Source organism: Chitinimonas sp., from assembly GCF_036568685.1.
Classification (GTDB): domain Bacteria; phylum Pseudomonadota; class Gammaproteobacteria; order Burkholderiales; family Chitinimonadaceae; genus Chitinimonas.
Map to the genome: position 1 here is coordinate 15118 of NZ_DATCSC010000103.1, position 16041 is coordinate 31158.

Genomic DNA, 16041 nt, shown 5'->3' on the forward strand with positions numbered 1-16041 from the left:
CCTCAAGGCAGGGCGCAGACCGAGACCGCCGCCGGCTGGCAGAGCTTGGCGTCATCGATGGTGTAGACCGCCTGCTTGAGCAAAGTCGTCAGCGGATGAGCCGGGTCAGCGCCGCAGATGGTGCGCTGCTGGCCGCACAGGTCGCGCGGGTCAACGGCGCAGCCCGGCAGGGTCTGCGGCAGCTTGCCCGCCCAGGCGCTCGGGAAGCTGGCCGCACGGCCGCCGACAAAGACCGCCACGGTCTGCGCCAGGGCGGCCTGTTCCAACACCTTGCCGAGCGATGCGGCACCTTGCGTATCGAGCAGCAGCACGTCTGCCTGCTGGCCCACGGTCAGCGCACCGAGCTTGTCCTGCAGGCCCACGGCGCGCGCGCCGCCGCTGGTGGCCATGCGGTGGATATCGGACCAGCTCAAGAGGTCATGCAGGTCCTTGCTGCTGTGATTGGCCATGCAGCGCATCTCATCGAGCATGGTCAGGGAGCCGGACGGCGACCAGTCGGTGCCCATGGCGAGGTTCACCCCCTTGGCCTTGAGTGCCGCGACCGGGGCGGTCGCGCCATAGAGCACGAAGTTGGAGCGCGGTGACAGCACCACCGAGACCTGCTGTTGCACAAAGCGGTCTATCTGCGCCTCGCTGATGGCCACACCGTGGATAAAGGCATTGGGTGTGGTCTTGGGCTTGACCGCGTCGAGCAGGCAATCCACCTCGTAGCGTGCGCCCACGGTGGTGCCCTCCCCCACGTGCGGCACATAGGGGTTGGGCAGCGGCAGCTTGATGCCGGCCAGTTGCTCGGCAGTACAGGGTGCACTCAGCTGGGCGTTGGTCTTGAAGTCATTGAGCGGGAAGGTACTGTCCTGCACCGTGGCGCCTTGCGGGGTACCGAGCACGGGGTCGGCCAGCTTGAGGTTGCGGGTATAGGCCTTGTAGTCCTTGGCACCGGAGAGCGCGGTGCTGCCGGTCAGCTGGTGGCGCAGCATGGCCAGCTCGCTGACCTCGGTGCGCACATTCTCGTCCTTGGGCGCATCGCCTTCGAAGCCGCGTGCCTGCGCGGTCAGCGCGCGCCAGTCATGGCGGTGGGTCCAACGCTGGGTGGGCGCCCCCGCAGGCTGCTGGTAGGAGTAGTCGATATGCTCGTGCAGGTTCATCAGCCCGGCCGAGACCACCGTGCCACGGCAGTCGATGGCAACCGCATCCTGGGCCGGGACCTGGCAACCGGCGGCACTGATGTGGCCGTCCGCCTCGACCCGCATCTCACCGCCGACATAGACCTTGCCGCCGCTGATCAGCACACCCTTGATGCGCTGGGCCTGGCCGCTGCCAGACAGCGTGCAGCTGCTGGCCACACCTGCATAGCTCGCATCGCAGACCTCCACCGGGTAGCCGGCACCATCGAAGGTCGCATTGGCCTCGCCAACTGGCGAGGTGGCCAGTGGCATTTGGCTACAGGCGCTGAACAGGAGGCCGGAACCGGCGATCAGCAGCTTGGGCGTCAAGGATTTCATGGTCGATTGAACTGGAAGATGGGGAAGCCGACAGTTTACTGGTAGCGCTAATCCGGCTTATGAAAAATGCCAGCCGATGGGGTCGACTGGCATCTTTCCAACAGATGGAACGCAGTACCTGTCATCCACCTGTAACAGCGGGCAACAGGTGCTCAACAAAGCTTAAAAGACGGCTTTGAACTGTACGCCCCACATCCGCGGCTCGTTGACAAAACCGGTCAAGTTGTTGAAGTCGATAGCGCCGGTGACCTGCTGGCGATTGGTGATATTGCGCCCATAGAGCGCCAGCTCGTAGTTGCCGTTGTCCCACTTGTAGCCGGCACGTACGCCGCCTTCCAACAGCGACTTGCCGGTGTACTCGACCGACTCGTACAGGAAGAAGTTGACCTTGCTGCGGTAGGCCCAGTCGGTATAGACGAAGTACTCGCCGCCGTCGCTGGTGGGAATGCCGTAGCGCAGGGTGAAGTTGCCTATCCACTTCGGCGCCTGCGGCAACGGGTTGCCATTGATCTTGACGAGACCGGTGGCGGCGTCGATCGGGTTGGTGATGGTGCAGCCGCTACCGCAGCCGGCCACTTCCAGCGAGGGATCCTTGATCTCGGTGTGGTTATAGCTGCCACCCATGGTCAGGAGCAGGTTAGGCGTGACATAGGCTTGCAGGTCCATCTCCAGGCCCTGACCGACCGACTTCTCGGCATTGAGCAGGCGCACCACATTGTTGCCGCCACCCACGCCGGTCAGCTGCTGGTCCTTGACCTCGAAGCGGTAGGCGCTCAGCGAGAGCTTGGCGCGGCGGTCGAACAGGTCGGCCTTGATCCCCACCTCGAAGGAGGTACTGGTCTCGGGCTTGGCGACCGACTGCTGGCCGAAGGCCGAGGCCGGCTGCACACTGGCACCGCGGAAGCCAGTGGCAAGGCGCGAGAACAGGTTGATATCCGGGGTCAGCGCATAGGTACCGCTCACGTCGCCGCTGACCTTGTTGGCGCTGGGGCTGGCAGATAGCGGCCCCTGCAGGGTCGAACCATTGACGTTGCTGTACTGCTCGACCGCGAAGTCCTTCTTGTCATGGGTATAGCGCAGGCCGCTGCGCAGCTTGAGCTCAGGGGTCAACGCGTAGTTGACCGAACCGAACCAGGCCCAGGCCTTGTTGGTCTGCCGCGAGCGCTGGTATTCGGTCTGCTCGCCGGCACCCAGGCTGTTATACGAGAAGCTCTCGATGGTGTAGTCCTCATCGAAGTAGTAGACGCCGGTCTGCCAGTTGAACGGGCCCTTGTTCTTCGATTCGATGCGGAACTCCTGGGTCCACTGCTTGAGCTTGGGCACCGCGTCGGCCGTCTCGGACGGGAAGGGAATGAAGCCCGGGCCCGAGGGCGGCGCGAACACGGCACCGTAGCCACCGTCCACATCACCGCGGCTGTAGGTATCGAGGTGTTCGTAACCGGTGATGGAGCTCAGGCCCCAGCTGCCGAAATCCCAGTTCAAACGGGCGCTGGCACCGGTATTGGTGAGGTTCTGCTCGTTGGCGCCATCGATCGAGACCTTGTCGATATCAAAGCCATCGACCAGGTCATTGGTGCCCTTCTTGATGATATTGGCGCGGAACAGCCGGGCAGTGCCATCGAGCTTGCGGCCATGCACATTGAAGAGGCCGCTGAAAGTGCTGTCCGGCTTGAACAAGAGCTGCACCCGGCCGGCGCGGTCGTTATAGCCCTCCAGATGCTGGCTGGGCGATTTGGCCACGGTGTTGTCCACCCAGTCGTCACGGTGTTGCACTAGGGCCGAGAAGCGCATCGCCACGGTATCGCTCAGCGGCAGGTTGTAGGCCGCCTCGGCGCTGCTGGTGTTGTCGGTACCCCAACTCAGGTTCACATAGCCTTCGCGATCCTTGCCCGGCTTGACCGAGTCGAACTTGACCACGCCGGCCGGCGAGTTGCGGCCGAACAGGGTGCCCTGCGGGCCACGCAGCACCTCGATCTGCTGCAGGTCGAATACCGGGAAGCCCTTGAGGATGGGGTTCTCCTGCACCACATCGTCGTAGACCAGCGAGACCGGCTGGGAAGCATTGAGCCGGAAGTCGGTATTGCCGTAGCCGCGGATATAGAAGCGCGGGAAGGCGCGGCCGAAGGAGGATTCGATATTGAGACTGGGTACCCGACCGGAGAGGAAGCGCACGTCCTGGCCGCCGGAAGCGAGCACGTCGAGCTTTTCACCACCCAGGGTAGAGATCGAGGTCGGTACGTCCTTGGCCTTCTCACGGCGGCGCTCGGCGGTCACGGTCACTTCCTTGACCTTGCCGGCCTCGTCCTTGTCCACCACCGGTTCATTGGTGTCGGTCGGTACTTCGGTCTCGGCGGCGTGGGCCAGCGGCAACATGGCCAGCGCCAGCGCGAGTGCCAACGGGCGCGGTGCGAAGACCGACGGCAGATGCGTTTTTTTCATTGCGTACACTCCCGGTAGGTAACGCCCTTGTGGGGCAGGTTTTCTTGATCTGGAGCGCCCAAATGCAGCTTGCATGCCTGCCCAGACGCCACCGCAGGCGGTGCGTGGCGCACGGGCAACTCATTCGAGATGGATAAGTAAGCGAGGAACCCCGGGCAAACCCCATGACAACGGGGTTTCAGGGCAGATGCGCGTGGTAGGGAAAGGGCCGGACTATGTGCAGACGGGCATAGTGTTTATCAGCGCCAGCACGTCAGCATGGCGCGCCTGCTGACTGAAGGCAGGGCTTGCATGCGCCGTTGCGGTGCAGATGCGCACCAGCAGATTGCGAGGATGTTCAGTCCAAGGCGGGGATCAGAGCGGCGGGCGAGAGGACGATCTCGTCGCAGTTCGGGCCGGCGCCGGCGCGGTCCAGCACCAGGAAGTCGCAGACCGCATCGAGTGCCAGCAGGGGATGGTGCCAGGTACCGGGCGCATAGTTCACGCCCTGCTGGCCGCTGGCCAGAAAGGCCACCACGTCGGTGGCCGTAGGTACCGGCCCCGGTGGCGCCACCACCACCAGATAGGGCAGGCCAGAGAGCGGATAGAAGGCCTGTGAACCCAAAGGGTGCCGCTCCATCATGGCGACGGTAAAGGGTAGTAGCCGCGGCTGGCCACGGAACAGGCTGACAATGATGCGCCCCTCTGGCCCAGGCTCCAGCCGGGCAAGATCATGGTAGCGCTCGGTATTACCGGCGTTGATGGGGAAGTGGCGTGCCGCATCGGTCGCCGCTATCACCTCGCCATAGGGTCTAAATGCCTCCGCACTGAGCGGCTGCACCGCCAGGGTGATCATGCTCCCACCCTGCCCCACAGCCGCAGGCGCGAGACGCCACCGTCGGGATGGATATTGAAGCGCACATGGCTGACCGGCCCAAGCCTGACGATCTGCGTAGTGAATTCATGGATGGCATCCATGCTCAAGGGCTGCTCGGGCAAGAGCAACGGCCAGAACATGCTCTGGGTGATCAGGGATTGATCGGTCCCGCCCTCCACCAGGGCGGCCTGGATGGAGCAGCGGTCCGGGTAGTTGCCTTTGAAGTGGGCGGTATCGACCTCCAGCCGCTCGATGACGCCCGGCGCAGCCAGGGCCAACACACACCAGTCATGACCGGGTTCGCGGCGGCGACGGGTCTCCCAACCGTCACCCATATTGACGCCCCGCCCCGGCAGCAGCAGGTTGGCCGGCTGGCCATAGTGGGCGTCGTTCCAGGCCACGGCGCGGGCGCCGTTGAGGGCCGCGGCAAGGTCCACCTCGCTGCCAGCCGGCAGCCCGGCAAAAACCCCCGTCACCTGGCCGTAGACACGCAGGCGGGCTATGCCGCCGTCCGGGTAGATATGGATGCGCAGATGGGTCCAGCCCTGCCGGTTGGTAATGGGTAAGAGATGGTGACGGTTACCCTGCAGCGAGGTCGCCGGCAGGACTTCGGTCCAGACCGCCGTATCGAGCGCGTCACCCGCCACATCGGTAGCCTCAATCGATACTGCCGGGGCGTAGTTGCCGGTGAAGTGGCTGGTATCCACGTCAAAGCCCTGTATTACCCCGCGCCGCGCCAGCTTGATCACACTCCAGTCGTGGCCGGTGGTGCGCTTGCGGCGTGTCTCCCAGCCATCCATCCACTTGCCGTTGTCGTCGTAAAGGCCAGGAATAAAGGCCGCCGGCTCAGGCTTGAGCATCCGCTCCAGGGGAGCGAAGAACTGGTCGCTGGCCGTGAGCGGTATGGCCCCCAGCCGCAGGTCGGCCAGGTTGACCGCCTGGCGAGCCCAGTCAGGAAGCTCTGCAGCGGGAGCGAGGATAGGGGCGGTGGTACTCATGCGGTTCCTTGCGGTGGATGGGTGGCGATCCAATGGCGGGCGATATCCACCCGCCGGCAGATCCAGACTCGTTCGTGCTGTTCCAGGTAATCAAGAAAACGCTGCAGCGCCCGGAAACGTCCTGGCCTCCCCAAGAGCCGGCAGTGCATGCCTATCGACAGCATCCTGGGGCAGTCCTCGCCCTCGGCGTACAGCACATCGAAGCTGTCCTTGAGGTAGGTATAGAAGTGCTCTGCGGTATTGAAACCCTGCGCGGTGGCAAAACGCATATCGTTGGCATCCAGGGTATAGGGCACCACCAGATGCGGCTGCTGCCGCCCATCCGCCAGCTCGACCTGGGTCCAGAAGGGCAAGTCGTCGCCGTAGTAGTCGCTGTCGTAGAGAAAGCCACCGTGCTCGACCACCAGCCGGCGCGTCTGCGGGCTGTCGCGGCCGGTATACCAGCCCAGGGGTGGCGCACCGGTAAGCTGGGTAAGTGCCGCCACGGCCTGCTGCAGATGGGCGCGCTCGGTCGCTTCGTCCATGCTCTGGTAGTGGATCCAACGCCAGCCGTGGCTGGCGATCTCGTGCCCCAGCTCGACCAGGGCCTGGGCCAGCCCGGGGTGGCGCTGCAAGGCCATGCCGACGGCGAACACGGTCAGCGGCAAACCGCGCCGCTCGAATTCGCGCAGGATGCGCCATACCCCTACCCGCGAGCCATATTCGTAGATCGACTCCATGCTGAGGTGGCGGTCCGGGTAGGCCGCGGCGCCGATGATCTCGGACAGGAACTGCTCGCTGCCCGGGTCGCCATGCAGCACCGAATTCTCGCCGCCCTCTTCGTAATTGAGCACGAACTGTACGGCGATACGCGCCCCACCGGGCCAATTGGCCTGCGGCGGTTGGCGACCGTAGCCGATCAGGTCGCGGGGATAAGGTGTAGTCATGCTGGCCTCCTCAAGGCTGGGCACCCGCGACGAACCATTGATGTAACAACGTGCGCTCGGCCTCGGTCATCTGCGTCACATTGCCCAGTGGCATGGCATGCAGTTGCACCACCTGGGTGTGGATGCGAGCAGCATTGGCCAGCACCTGGGCATCGCTATCGAGCACCAGACCGGCCGGGGCCGAGGGCATGAGCGTGGGCTTGGCAGCATGACAGGCCAGGCAGCGCGCCGCCAGGATGGGGCGCACCTGCGCCAGGGTAGGTGCCATGGCGACCGGGCTGGTGGCCTGCGGCCGTGCACTGGGTGCCAGCCAGATGAAGACGCCCAGCAGGATGGCCGAGCCTGCAGCCGGGTAGCGCCAGGCCAGCTCGCCCTTGTGGCGCAGGTTGAAGAAGTGGCGGATCAGCACCGCGGCCAGCATGATCAGGAGCAACGCCAGCCAGGCCTGCTGGTGGCTGTAGGTGAAGGCGTAGTGGTTGCTGATCATGCAGAACAGCACCGGCAGGGTGAGGTAGTTGTTGTGCACGCTGCGCTGCTTGCCGCGCTTGCCATGGATGGGGTCGGGCGTCTCGCCACGAGCCATGGCCGCTACCATCTTGCGCTGGCCGGGGATGATCCAGAACAGCACATTGGCGCTCATGCTGGTGGCCAGCATGGCCCCCACGTGCAGAAAGGCCGCCCGCCCGGATAACCAATGATTGAGCGCATAGGCCATGGCGGCGACGAAGACGGTGTAGACCGCAGCGAAGGCGAGCTGGCTACGTTCGATAAAGAGCCGGCACAGGCCATCGTAGACCAACCACCCCAGGACCAGGCTGCCCAGGCCGATGGCTACCGCCTGTGCAGGCGGCAGCGCCGCCTTGGCCGGGTCCACCATATAGCTGCCGGCCTGGCTGTAATAGAGCGTGGAGAGCAGCAGAAAACCGGTCAACCAGGTGGAATAGGACTCCCACTTGAACCAGTGCAATTCGCTCGGCAACTGCTTGGGCGCCAGCAGGTACTTCTGCGGGTTGTAGAAGCCCCCGCCATGCACCGCCCACAATTCACCCCCGATGCCCTTGGCCAGCAGCTCAGGGTCGGTGGGCTTGCGCAGGCTGTTGTCGAGCCAGACAAAGTAGAAGGAGGCGCCAATCCAGGCAATGCCGACGATCACGTGCAGCCAGCGCAGCAAAAGGGTCAGACAGTCGAGCAGGTAGGCGGTATCGATGGGCATGGGCTGTCCGGCTAGCTGCCGCGGTAAGTGGAGTAGCTCCAGGGCGAGACCAGCAGCGGCACATGATAGTGGCCAGCCGGGTCGGCCACGCCGAAGCGCAGCACCACCTGCTCAAGAAAAGCTGGCTCGGGCAGCACCACACCTTGTGTGCGGAAATAGTCGCCAGCCTCGAACAGCAGCTCATACTGGCCGGCCAGTAACTCGGCCCCGGCCAAGAGCGGGCCGTCCACGCGGCCATCGGCATTGGTGCGGCCCTGCCGTAGCGGCAGCCAGCGGTCGCCCTCCAGCCGGCTCAGGCTAAAGGCCATGGCGGCAGCCGGATGGCCGTCGCGGGTATCGAGTACGTGGGTGGTCAGTTGGCCCATGCGCAAGGTCCGTGGCTATGATGGGGTAAACACGCTCGCTGCATTATAGGGAGCCGCAGGCCCTGGCCGCCGCCCCGAGCCCGGCATAAGGTCTATGGCCAGGCACGCATAAGACAGCCCTTCATATGGCGGCAGAGAGGTTGCTTATCGCCCTGGCCCGCTTGTCGCTGCCAAGGGCGGTTTGTAAGGTTCTGGCATCCTGAGAAGGGCGCGCCAGTCGCCCGGAGATACGCCGCGCATGACACCCAGACTGACCGTAGCCGCGCTCTCGCAACTGTCGCAGGCTGACTTCACCGCCGCGCTGGATGGCATCTTTGAACATTCGCCCTGGGTTGCCGAGGCGGCTTGGCGGCAGGCCCCCTTCAGCGACGCCGACCAGCTGCTGACGGCGCTGCTGGATGCCATGTGGCAGGCACCGGAAGCGGCGCAGCGGCAACTGATCCTGGCTCACCCGGAACTCGCCGGCAAGGCAGCGCTGGCTGGCGAACTGACCCAGGCCTCCACCGCCGAGCAGGCCGGTGCCGGACTTGCAGCCTGCAGTCCCGAGGAATACGCCCGCATCCAAAACCTCAACAGTGCCTTCCAGACGCGCTTTGGCATGCCCTTTATCATCGCGGTACGCGGCCTCACGCGCGGCGACATCATCGCCGCCATGGAGGCCCGGCTGGCGCTGACAGCGCCTGAGGCCTTTGCCGAGAACCTGCACCAGATCGGCCGCATCGCCGCACTGCGGCTACACGACCGGCTGGGCTAAGAGCCATCTAGGCCAGGCTGACCGTCGCGCGCTCGTCCATGCGTTGGGTGCGGCTGCCAGGGCGGGTGACCGCCATGATCTGTTCACGGAACCAACGGCATTCTTCGGCCTGGTGGGTACGGTCATGCCAAAGCAGGTAGAAGTGCATGTGCGGGAAGGCAATGGGGATCTCGTTAATCGCCAAGGGCAGCTGCGCCTTGGCATATTCGGCAAACAGGCGCGGGCCGGAGAACACCATGTCGGTCTGCAGCAGAAGCTGCGGCACCAAGTTGAAGTAGGGGACGTAGGCGACCACGTTGCGCTTGAGCCGCTCGCGCGCCAGGTGCAGGTCTATCACCCCGCGCTGGCCCACGGCATAGGGCGTGGGCACCAGGTGCTCGGCCTGCAGATAGTCCTCCACCTTCATCTGCCGGCTGGCCAAGGGGTGGCCGGCCCGCATCAGGCAAACCACGTCATCCTCGAACAGGGGCACGGTACGCAGGTGCTCCGGCGGCTGCGGCCAGTTGCCGATCACGGCGTCCAATTCGCCCAGCTCCAGCGCCCGTGCATAGTCATAGTCCGGCCCCAGTGAATGGAAGGCCACCTGGGACTGTGGTGCCTGCTTGCGCAGCCGGGCCACGATCTGGCCGATCAAACCCGCATTGAGGTAGTCGGGCGTGGCGATGTTGAATACCCGCCGCGACTGGGCCGGGTTGAAGCGCACCTGCTGGACCGCGATCGCCTCGATCTGCGCCAGCGCAATCTTGACCGGCTCCAGGAGGGCCATGCCGCGCTCGGTCGGGGTCATGCCATTGCGACTGCGCACCAGGATGGGGTCGCCAGTGATATCGCGCAGCCGCCGCAGCGCCGTGCTGACCGAGGGCTGCGACTGGTTGAGCCGGCGAGCGGCATTGGACACGCTGCATTCGGTCAGGACCGCATGCAGCACCCTCAAGAGATGTACATCGATGGATTCCCAGGAATTGCTGGTGGCCATGGCGCGTTTCCTTGCAGGCAAAAACAAGGGCTTGTGCAATATCCATTCCAGCTGGCCAGGGCCTGCTGCCACGGCATAAACCAGCCTTCGCTTCATTTTTTACCGACCCTGCTGCGCAAACTCGGTGCAGTGCGCACACCGCCATGCCTGCACAGGGTGCACACAAAAACCGACAAACGTGATTTGCAAAGAGAACGTTCGTTCACCATAATGAGGTGAACGAACGTTCTCTGGAGCGCATCATGCAGGCAGCCCCCGCAGCACTACTCGATATCCTCAAGCACCCCGGCATCTGGCGTGGTGATGGCTACAGCCAGGCCAGCCAGCCGGTGGTCGACTGCGGCCACCTGGGTCTGGCCGGCGTACTGCCCGGTGGCGGTTGGCCGCAGGCCGCAGTGAGCGAGATCATCCCCAGCCGCGCCGGCTGTGGCGAGCTGCGCCTGCTATTGCCGGCACTGGCCAAGCTGACCCAGGCCGGCAAGCAGGTCCTGCTGATCGCTCCGCCGCATATCCCCTACGCCCCGGCCTGGCAGGCGGCCGGTGTGGATATGCGCCACCTCACCTGGGTGGCCACCGAGAGCGAGCACGACGCCCAGTGGGCCATGGAGCAGGCCCTGCGCGAGCCCGCCTGCGCCGCCGTGGTCGGCTGGTTCCGCCAGCCGCTGAGTGACCGCAACTGCCGCCGCCTGCAACTGGCGGCAGAAACTGGCGGTGGCAGCGGCTTTGTACTGCGCGAGGGCCGGGCCGAGGCGCTGTCCTCACCCTTCGCTCTGCGCCTGGCGGTCGAATCGGTCGCCGGCGGGGTGGCCGTGCGCGTGGTCAAACGCCGTGGCTCGCCCGATACCCGCCCTGTTTTTCTGCCGCACGACGCACCGCGCCGTACCCAGTCCGGATACCACCATGCTGTGGCTAGCGCTGCACCTGCCCAATCTGCCGCTCGACGCGCTGCATCTCGACACTACGCCCACGCAGCCTGAGCCCTGGGCCGTACAGGAAGCGCGCGGTCCCAACGAGTACATCGTCGCGGTGAACGAGGCAGCCGAGAGGCTGGGTGTGCAGATCGGGCAACGGCGTTCGACCGCCCAGGCGCTGGCCGCTGGCTTGAGGCTGGCTCGCCGCCAGCCCACACAGGAGGCAGCCCTCCTGGGCAGCCTGGCGGCCTGGGCCATGCAGTTCACGCCCACTGTCTGCCTGGACCCGCCGGCCGGCCTCTTGCTGGAGGTTGAAGGCAGCCTGGCCTACTTCAAAGGCTTGCCCAGGCTATGCCGATTGGTGGATGAGGGTCTTGCAGAGATGCAGCTGAGCGTACGTCGTGCCCAGGCGCCTACCCCGCTGGCTGCCAGCTGGTTTGCCCTGACCGGGCTGCGCCCGAACACGCCTGCACAATGGCAGCCCGCATTGCAACGGCTGCCGCTGCAACGCCTGCCCTGGCCGCAGGAATGGCGTGAAGCCATGCGCACCCTGGGTCTGCGCCGGCTGGGTGAACTCCTGGCCCTGCCGCGTGCCGGCCTGGGCCGCCGCTTCGGCCCGCAGCTCAGCCAGTTGCTGGACCGCGCCCAAGGCCTGCAGGCCGATCCGCGCACGCCTTTTGTGCCACCCGACCACTTCGAGCGCAGCCTGGAATTAGCCTGGCCTTGCGAGCAGGTGGAGGCACTGGGCTTTGTACTCAAGCGGCTCCTGGGCGAGCTGGCGGTCTTTCTGCTCGGTCGTGGCCTAGGTGTGCAACAGCTGGAACTGGAACTGGCGCATGAGGGCCAACCGGCCAGCACGCTGCTGTTGGGCTTTGGCCGGCCTACCCGCTCGGCCGAGGGCATGCTGGCCATCGGCCGCGAGCGGCTGGCAAGGCTGGCTCTGCCCGCCCCGGTCGAGGCCATACGGCTCAAGGCCGATATCCTGCACCGGCTGGATGGCGAGGCACTGGACCTGTTCGGCCATGCCTCGAGCCAGGCCGACTTCTCACTGCTGCTGGCACGCCTCTCGGCCCGACTGGGACAGGATGCCGTACGGCAACTGGGCTGCGCGCCCGAACACCGGCCGGAAAAGGCCTGGCAGGTCACGCCGCCAGGCGCCAAACCGCCCACGCTGGCCTTTGCCGAACGCCCTAGCTGGCTACTGGCCGAACCCCTGCCGCTGGCGGTGCGTGATGACCGGCCCTGGTATGGCGAGCCGTTGACCCTGCTCGACCGTGCCGACCGGATAGAAACCGGCTGGTGGGATGGCAGCAGCACGGCGCGCGACTACTACCGCGCCGAAGGCCCCTCCGGCCGCCGCTACTGGTTGTTCCAGCAGCGCAGCGACTTCGCCTGGTATCTGCACGGACTCTACGCATGACACCGCCTGACTACGCCGAACTGCACTGCCTGAGCAACTTCAGCTTCCAGCGTGGCGCCTCGCATGCCGAGGAGCTGGTGGCACGCGCCCAGGCCTTGGGTTACCGCGCGCTGGCGATCACCGACGAGTGCTCGCTGGCCGGCATCGTCCGCGCCAAGAAGGCAGCCGAAGAGGCCGGCTTGGCCTTGATCGTAGGTAGTGAGTTCAGGCTTGAGGACGGCCTGCGGCTGGTGCTGCTGGCCCCGGACCGGGCAGCTTATGGCGACCTTGCCGAGCTGATCACCCTGGGCCGGCGCAGTGCCCCCAAAGGTGAATACCGCCTGACGCGTACTGACGTGGCCCAGCGCAGCGGCCGGCTGTTGGCGCTATGGCTGGCGGACGATGCAGCCGGAGCCAGCGACGGCCACTGGCTGGCAGCCTGCTTTCCGGAGCGGGCCTGGATCGCGGTCGAGCTGCTGCAGCAGGCTGGTGACCGCGAACGCTTGCACGACCTGCTGGCGCTAGGCCGGCTCTGCGGCCTGCCCTGCGTGGCCAGTGGTGACGTGCATATGCACCTGCGCTCGCGCCGCATGCTGCAGGATGTGCTGACTGCCATCCGCCTTGGCAAGCCGGTCGCCCAGTGCGGCCTGGCGCTGTTTCCCAACGGCGAGCGACACCTGCGTAGCCGGATGGCGCTGAGCCGGCTCTACCCGGCCGAGCTCTTGGCCGAGACGGTGCGCATTGCCGAACGCTGCCATTTCTCGCTCAAAGAGCTGCGCTACGAATACCCAGCCGAGCTGGTCCCCGCCGGCCTTAGCGCCAGCGCCCACCTGCGATCCCTGACCGAGGCCGGCCTGCATCGGCGCTACCCGGCGGGCGTGCCGGCCACCGTCTGGCAGCAGGCACACACCGAGCTGGCCCTGGTCGCCGAGCTTGAATACGAGCATTTCTTCCTGACCGTGCACGACACTGTCCAGTACGCCCGCAGCCAGCACATCCTCTGCCAGGGGCGTGGCTCGGCCGCCAACTCGGTGATCTGCTATGCGCTGCACATCACCGAGGTCAACCCGGCCGAAAGCAAAATGCTGTTCGGCCGCTTTATCTCCAAGGAGCGGAACGAGCCACCGGATATCGACGTGGACTTCGAGCATGAGCGGCGCGAAGAGGTCATCCAATACCTGTACCGCAAATACGGTCGCGACCGAACCGCCATTGCCGCCACGGTGATCAGCTACCGCCGCAAGAGCGCGCTGCGTGACGTAGGCAGGGCGCTGGGCTTTGACGAGGAGCAACTGGCCGCGCTCAGCGACACCCTGGTCTGGTGGGACCGCAGCAGCGATCTGCCTTTGCGCCTGGTCGAGGCCGGCTTCGACCCCGACAGCCACCTGGTGCAACTGCTGCTCAAGCTGGTCAAGCAGCTGCTGGGCTTCCCCCGCCATCTCTCACAGCATGTAGGCGGTTTTGTATTCTCACGCGGGCCCCTGGCCCGGCTGGTGCCGCTGGAGAACACCGCCATGGCCGAGCGCACCCAGATCCAGTGGGACAAGGATGATCTCGACCATATGTCGCTCCTGAAGGTGGACGTGCTGGCCCTGGGCATGCTCTCGGCCCTGCGCCGTGCCTTCGAGCTGGTGGCCTGGCGACGCGGCCAGCCCTTTGCCATGAGCGACATACCGCGCGAGGACCCCAAGGTCTACGAGATGATGAGCCACGCCGACACCATAGGCGTGTTCCAGATCGAGTCGCGTGCGCAGATGTCCATGCTGCCGCGGCTCAGGCCCAGCAAGTTCTACGAACTGGTGATCGAAATCGCGCTGGTGCGGCCCGGCCCTATCCAGGGCGGCATGGTCCACCCCTACCTCAAGCGCAAGAATGGCGAGGAGGACATCACCTACCCCAGCAAGGCGGTAGAGGGCGTACTCAGTCGCACCCTGGGCGTCCCCATCTTCCAGGAGCAGGTCATGGAGCTGGCCATTGTGGCGGCTGACTACACCCCTGGCGAGGCCGACCAGTTGCGCCGCTCCATGGCGGCCTGGGCCCGTTCCGGCAAGCTAGAGCTGCACCGCGAGAAGCTCATTACCGGCATGCTCAAAAATGGCTACGAGCAGGACTTCGCCGAGCGCATCTTTGCCCAGATCCAGGGCTTTTCCGAATACGGCTTTCCGGAATCGCACTCGGCCAGCTTTGCCCTCCTGGCCTATGCCTCGGCCTGGCTCAAGCGCTATGAGCACGCAGCCTTCACCTGTGCATTGATCAATAGCCAGCCCATGGGCTTCTACAGCCCTTCCCAGCTGATCCAGGACGCTCAACGACACGAAGTGGAAATCCGCCCCATCGATGTGCAACTGAGCCAATGGGATTGCACCCTGGAGCCCCGGGATGGCTTGCAGCCGGCAATCCGGCTGGGCCTGCGGCTGGTGCGCCGGCTGGGCAAGGCGGCAGCTGAACGCGTGCTCGCCCAACGCCCGCCCCAGGGCTACGCCAGTCTGGCGGAGCTGCAGCGCCGTGCCGGGCTGGACCGCCGCAGCCTCAATGCCCTGGCCGATGCCGATGCCCTGCATGCCCTCAGCGGCAACCGCCGGCAGGCCCGCTGGCAGGCCGGCGGCCTCTTGGAAGGCGACGACCTGGGCCAAGCCGAGGAAGGCGCTGAACTCGTGGCCCTGCCGGCGCTCAGAGAGGGCGAAGAAGTGGTCGAGGACTACCAAAGCACCGGCCTGACCTTGCGCGCCCATCCGGTCAGCCTGTTGCGCGCCGAACTAAGGGCACAGCGGCTGCTTAGCGCGGCCGAGATCCTGGCTTGCCAGGACGGTCAGCCGGCAAGGGCCTGCGGCATCGTGGTCGGCCGGCAGCGGCCCGGCACATCCAGCGGCGTGACCTTCGTCACGCTGGAGGATGAGACCGGCAACGTCAATGTGATCGTCTGGGCGGACCTCGCCGAGCGGCAACGGCGCGAATTGATCGGGTCCAGCCTCCTGGCGGTCTACGGCGTGGTCCAGCGCGAGGGCGAGGTAGTCCACCTCCTGGCCATGCGCCTCTCGGACCGTTCCGACCGACTCGGTAGCCTTTCGGTCAGCAGTCGGGATTTTCATTGAGCCCCTAGACCCAGATACCTACACGCAGCATCCATCTCGAACCCGTACGCAGAAGGAGCATCGTATGTCTGACCAGCCTACCCTCCCCTTTCTCCGTGTCTCCGACCTGGTGGTCAGCCTCTTGGTTGGCACCTGCGAGGCGGCGGAACGGCAGGCCGCCCAACCGACCGAGCCGGACCCGGCGAGCGCACAGTACGCCGGGCTATGGACCAGCGATGACGGCTATGTGCGCCACCGCCTGCTGCCAGACGGCCGCTATGTCGAGGCACGCGGCGCGCGCGAGCGGGCCTATAGCGGCCGCTATCTGCTAAGCGGGAACCATATCGACTATCTGGACGACCGCGGCTTTGTCGAGGATGGCGAATTCCACGGCGACGAGCTGCACCATGCCGGGCTGATTCTCTACCGTCAGCCCGCAAACTGAACGAGACACTAGGCGGGCCAGGCGGCCGCCAAACGCTGCAGGCCCGCCAGCCCACCCTCCGCCAAACCGAGGCCTCGACCGGTGGGCAACTGCGACTCGCGCGGGTTGATACGGATCAGCCGACCACGCACCGTTTCAGCAAAGCGGCGCACCGAAGGAATGGCGGTGCCAGCACCGATCTCGATC

The 16041-nt window shown here is 65.6% G+C and carries 13 protein-coding genes; 5 read left to right on the plus strand and 8 right to left on the minus strand.

From position 1 onward, the window contains the following. Positions 1-2: 2 nt before the first annotated feature. From VIM95_RS14685 to uraH, 7 genes are all read right to left on the minus strand, one after another. On the minus strand, positions 3-1502 hold the full coding sequence (locus tag VIM95_RS14685) for an amidohydrolase family protein (protein WP_331987007.1): 1500 nt from the start codon (positions 1500-1502) through the stop codon (positions 3-5). 162 nt (positions 1503-1664) lie between these two features. Next, entirely contained in the window at positions 1665-3941 is a 2277-nt protein-coding gene (locus VIM95_RS14690; RefSeq protein WP_331987010.1) for a TonB-dependent receptor, read from the minus strand. Between the two features lie 337 nt (positions 3942-4278). Beyond that, positions 4279-4776 (minus strand): ureidoglycolate lyase, encoded by a 498-nt coding sequence (locus VIM95_RS14695; protein ID WP_331987013.1) that lies wholly within the window; start codon positions 4774-4776, stop codon positions 4279-4281. Continuing rightward, positions 4773-5795: an allantoicase gene (alc, locus tag VIM95_RS14700; protein WP_331987016.1), complete on the minus strand. Its 1023-nt coding sequence runs from the start codon at positions 5793-5795 to the stop codon at positions 4773-4775. The genes VIM95_RS14695 and alc overlap by 4 nt, the downstream gene beginning before the upstream one ends. Continuing rightward, complete coding sequence (gene puuE / locus VIM95_RS14705; RefSeq protein ID WP_331987019.1) at positions 5792-6721, minus strand: allantoinase PuuE; 930 nt, start codon at positions 6719-6721, stop codon at positions 5792-5794. Before puuE ends, alc begins: the two co-directional genes overlap by 4 nt. Positions 6722-6731: 10 nt before the next feature. Then, on the minus strand, positions 6732-7934 hold the full coding sequence (locus VIM95_RS14710) for a urate hydroxylase PuuD (protein ID WP_331987021.1): 1203 nt from the start codon (positions 7932-7934) through the stop codon (positions 6732-6734). 11 nt (positions 7935-7945) lie between these two features. Next, positions 7946-8299 (minus strand): hydroxyisourate hydrolase, encoded by a 354-nt coding sequence (gene uraH, locus VIM95_RS14715; RefSeq protein ID WP_331987023.1) that lies wholly within the window; start codon positions 8297-8299, stop codon positions 7946-7948. A gap of 238 nt (positions 8300-8537) precedes the next feature. Between uraH and uraD the strand changes: the two genes are divergently transcribed. Beyond that, positions 8538-9053, plus strand: coding sequence for a 2-oxo-4-hydroxy-4-carboxy-5-ureidoimidazoline decarboxylase (gene uraD, locus VIM95_RS14720; RefSeq protein WP_331987025.1), 516 nt, complete (start codon positions 8538-8540; stop codon positions 9051-9053). 7 nt (positions 9054-9060) lie between these two features. Here the strand turns inward: uraD and VIM95_RS14725 are convergent, their stop codons facing one another. Next, entirely contained in the window at positions 9061-10029 is a 969-nt protein-coding gene (locus tag VIM95_RS14725) for a LysR substrate-binding domain-containing protein (protein ID WP_331987027.1), read from the minus strand. 215 nt (positions 10030-10244) lie between these two features. On the opposite strand from VIM95_RS14725, the gene imuA reads away from it, so the two are divergent. The 4 genes from imuA to VIM95_RS14745 all read left to right on the plus strand — a co-directional run bounded on the left by imuA (position 10245) and on the right by VIM95_RS14745 (position 15855). After that, on the plus strand, positions 10245-11006 hold the full coding sequence (imuA, locus tag VIM95_RS14730) for a translesion DNA synthesis-associated protein ImuA (protein ID WP_331987029.1): 762 nt from the start codon (positions 10245-10247) through the stop codon (positions 11004-11006). Beyond that, positions 10930-12360 carry a DNA polymerase Y family protein gene (locus VIM95_RS14735; RefSeq protein WP_331987031.1) on the plus strand — a complete coding sequence of 477 codons (1431 nt, stop codon included), beginning with the start codon at positions 10930-10932 and terminating at the stop codon, positions 12358-12360. Before imuA ends, VIM95_RS14735 begins: the two co-directional genes overlap by 77 nt. After that, entirely contained in the window at positions 12357-15431 is a 3075-nt protein-coding gene (locus VIM95_RS14740) for an error-prone DNA polymerase (RefSeq protein WP_331987032.1), read from the plus strand. The genes VIM95_RS14735 and VIM95_RS14740 overlap by 4 nt, the downstream gene beginning before the upstream one ends. A 64-nt stretch (positions 15432-15495) precedes the next feature. Next, positions 15496-15855, plus strand: coding sequence for an Atu4866 domain-containing protein (locus VIM95_RS14745; RefSeq protein WP_331987034.1), 360 nt, complete (start codon positions 15496-15498; stop codon positions 15853-15855). Positions 15856-16041 lie beyond the last annotated feature (186 nt).

Bases quoted from the DNA above. Each gene is read 5' to 3' on its own strand.
- VIM95_RS14725 (WP_331987027.1), bottom strand. From the start codon at position 10,029: ATGGCCACCAGCAATTCCTGGGAATCCATCGATGTACATCTCTTGAGG.
- uraD (WP_331987025.1), top strand. From the start codon at position 8,538: ATGACACCCAGACTGACCGTAGCCGCGCTCTCGCAACTGTCGCAGGCT.
- VIM95_RS14735 (WP_331987031.1), top strand. From the start codon at position 10,930: ATGCTGTGGCTAGCGCTGCACCTGCCCAATCTGCCGCTCGACGCGCTG.
- VIM95_RS14685 (WP_331987007.1), bottom strand. From the start codon at position 1,502: ATGAAATCCTTGACGCCCAAGCTGCTGATCGCCGGTTCCGGCCTCCTG.
- VIM95_RS14695 (WP_331987013.1), bottom strand. From the start codon at position 4,776: ATGATCACCCTGGCGGTGCAGCCGCTCAGTGCGGAGGCATTTAGACCC.
- puuE (WP_331987019.1), bottom strand. From the start codon at position 6,721: ATGACTACACCTTATCCCCGCGACCTGATCGGCTACGGTCGCCAACCG.
- uraH (WP_331987023.1), bottom strand. From the start codon at position 8,299: ATGGGCCAACTGACCACCCACGTACTCGATACCCGCGACGGCCATCCG.
- VIM95_RS14710 (WP_331987021.1), bottom strand. From the start codon at position 7,934: ATGCCCATCGATACCGCCTACCTGCTCGACTGTCTGACCCTTTTGCTG.
- VIM95_RS14745 (WP_331987034.1), top strand. From the start codon at position 15,496: ATGTCTGACCAGCCTACCCTCCCCTTTCTCCGTGTCTCCGACCTGGTG.
- VIM95_RS14740 (WP_331987032.1), top strand. From the start codon at position 12,357: ATGACACCGCCTGACTACGCCGAACTGCACTGCCTGAGCAACTTCAGC.
- alc (WP_331987016.1), bottom strand. From the start codon at position 5,795: ATGAGTACCACCGCCCCTATCCTCGCTCCCGCTGCAGAGCTTCCTGAC.
- VIM95_RS14690 (WP_331987010.1), bottom strand. From the start codon at position 3,941: ATGAAAAAAACGCATCTGCCGTCGGTCTTCGCACCGCGCCCGTTGGCA.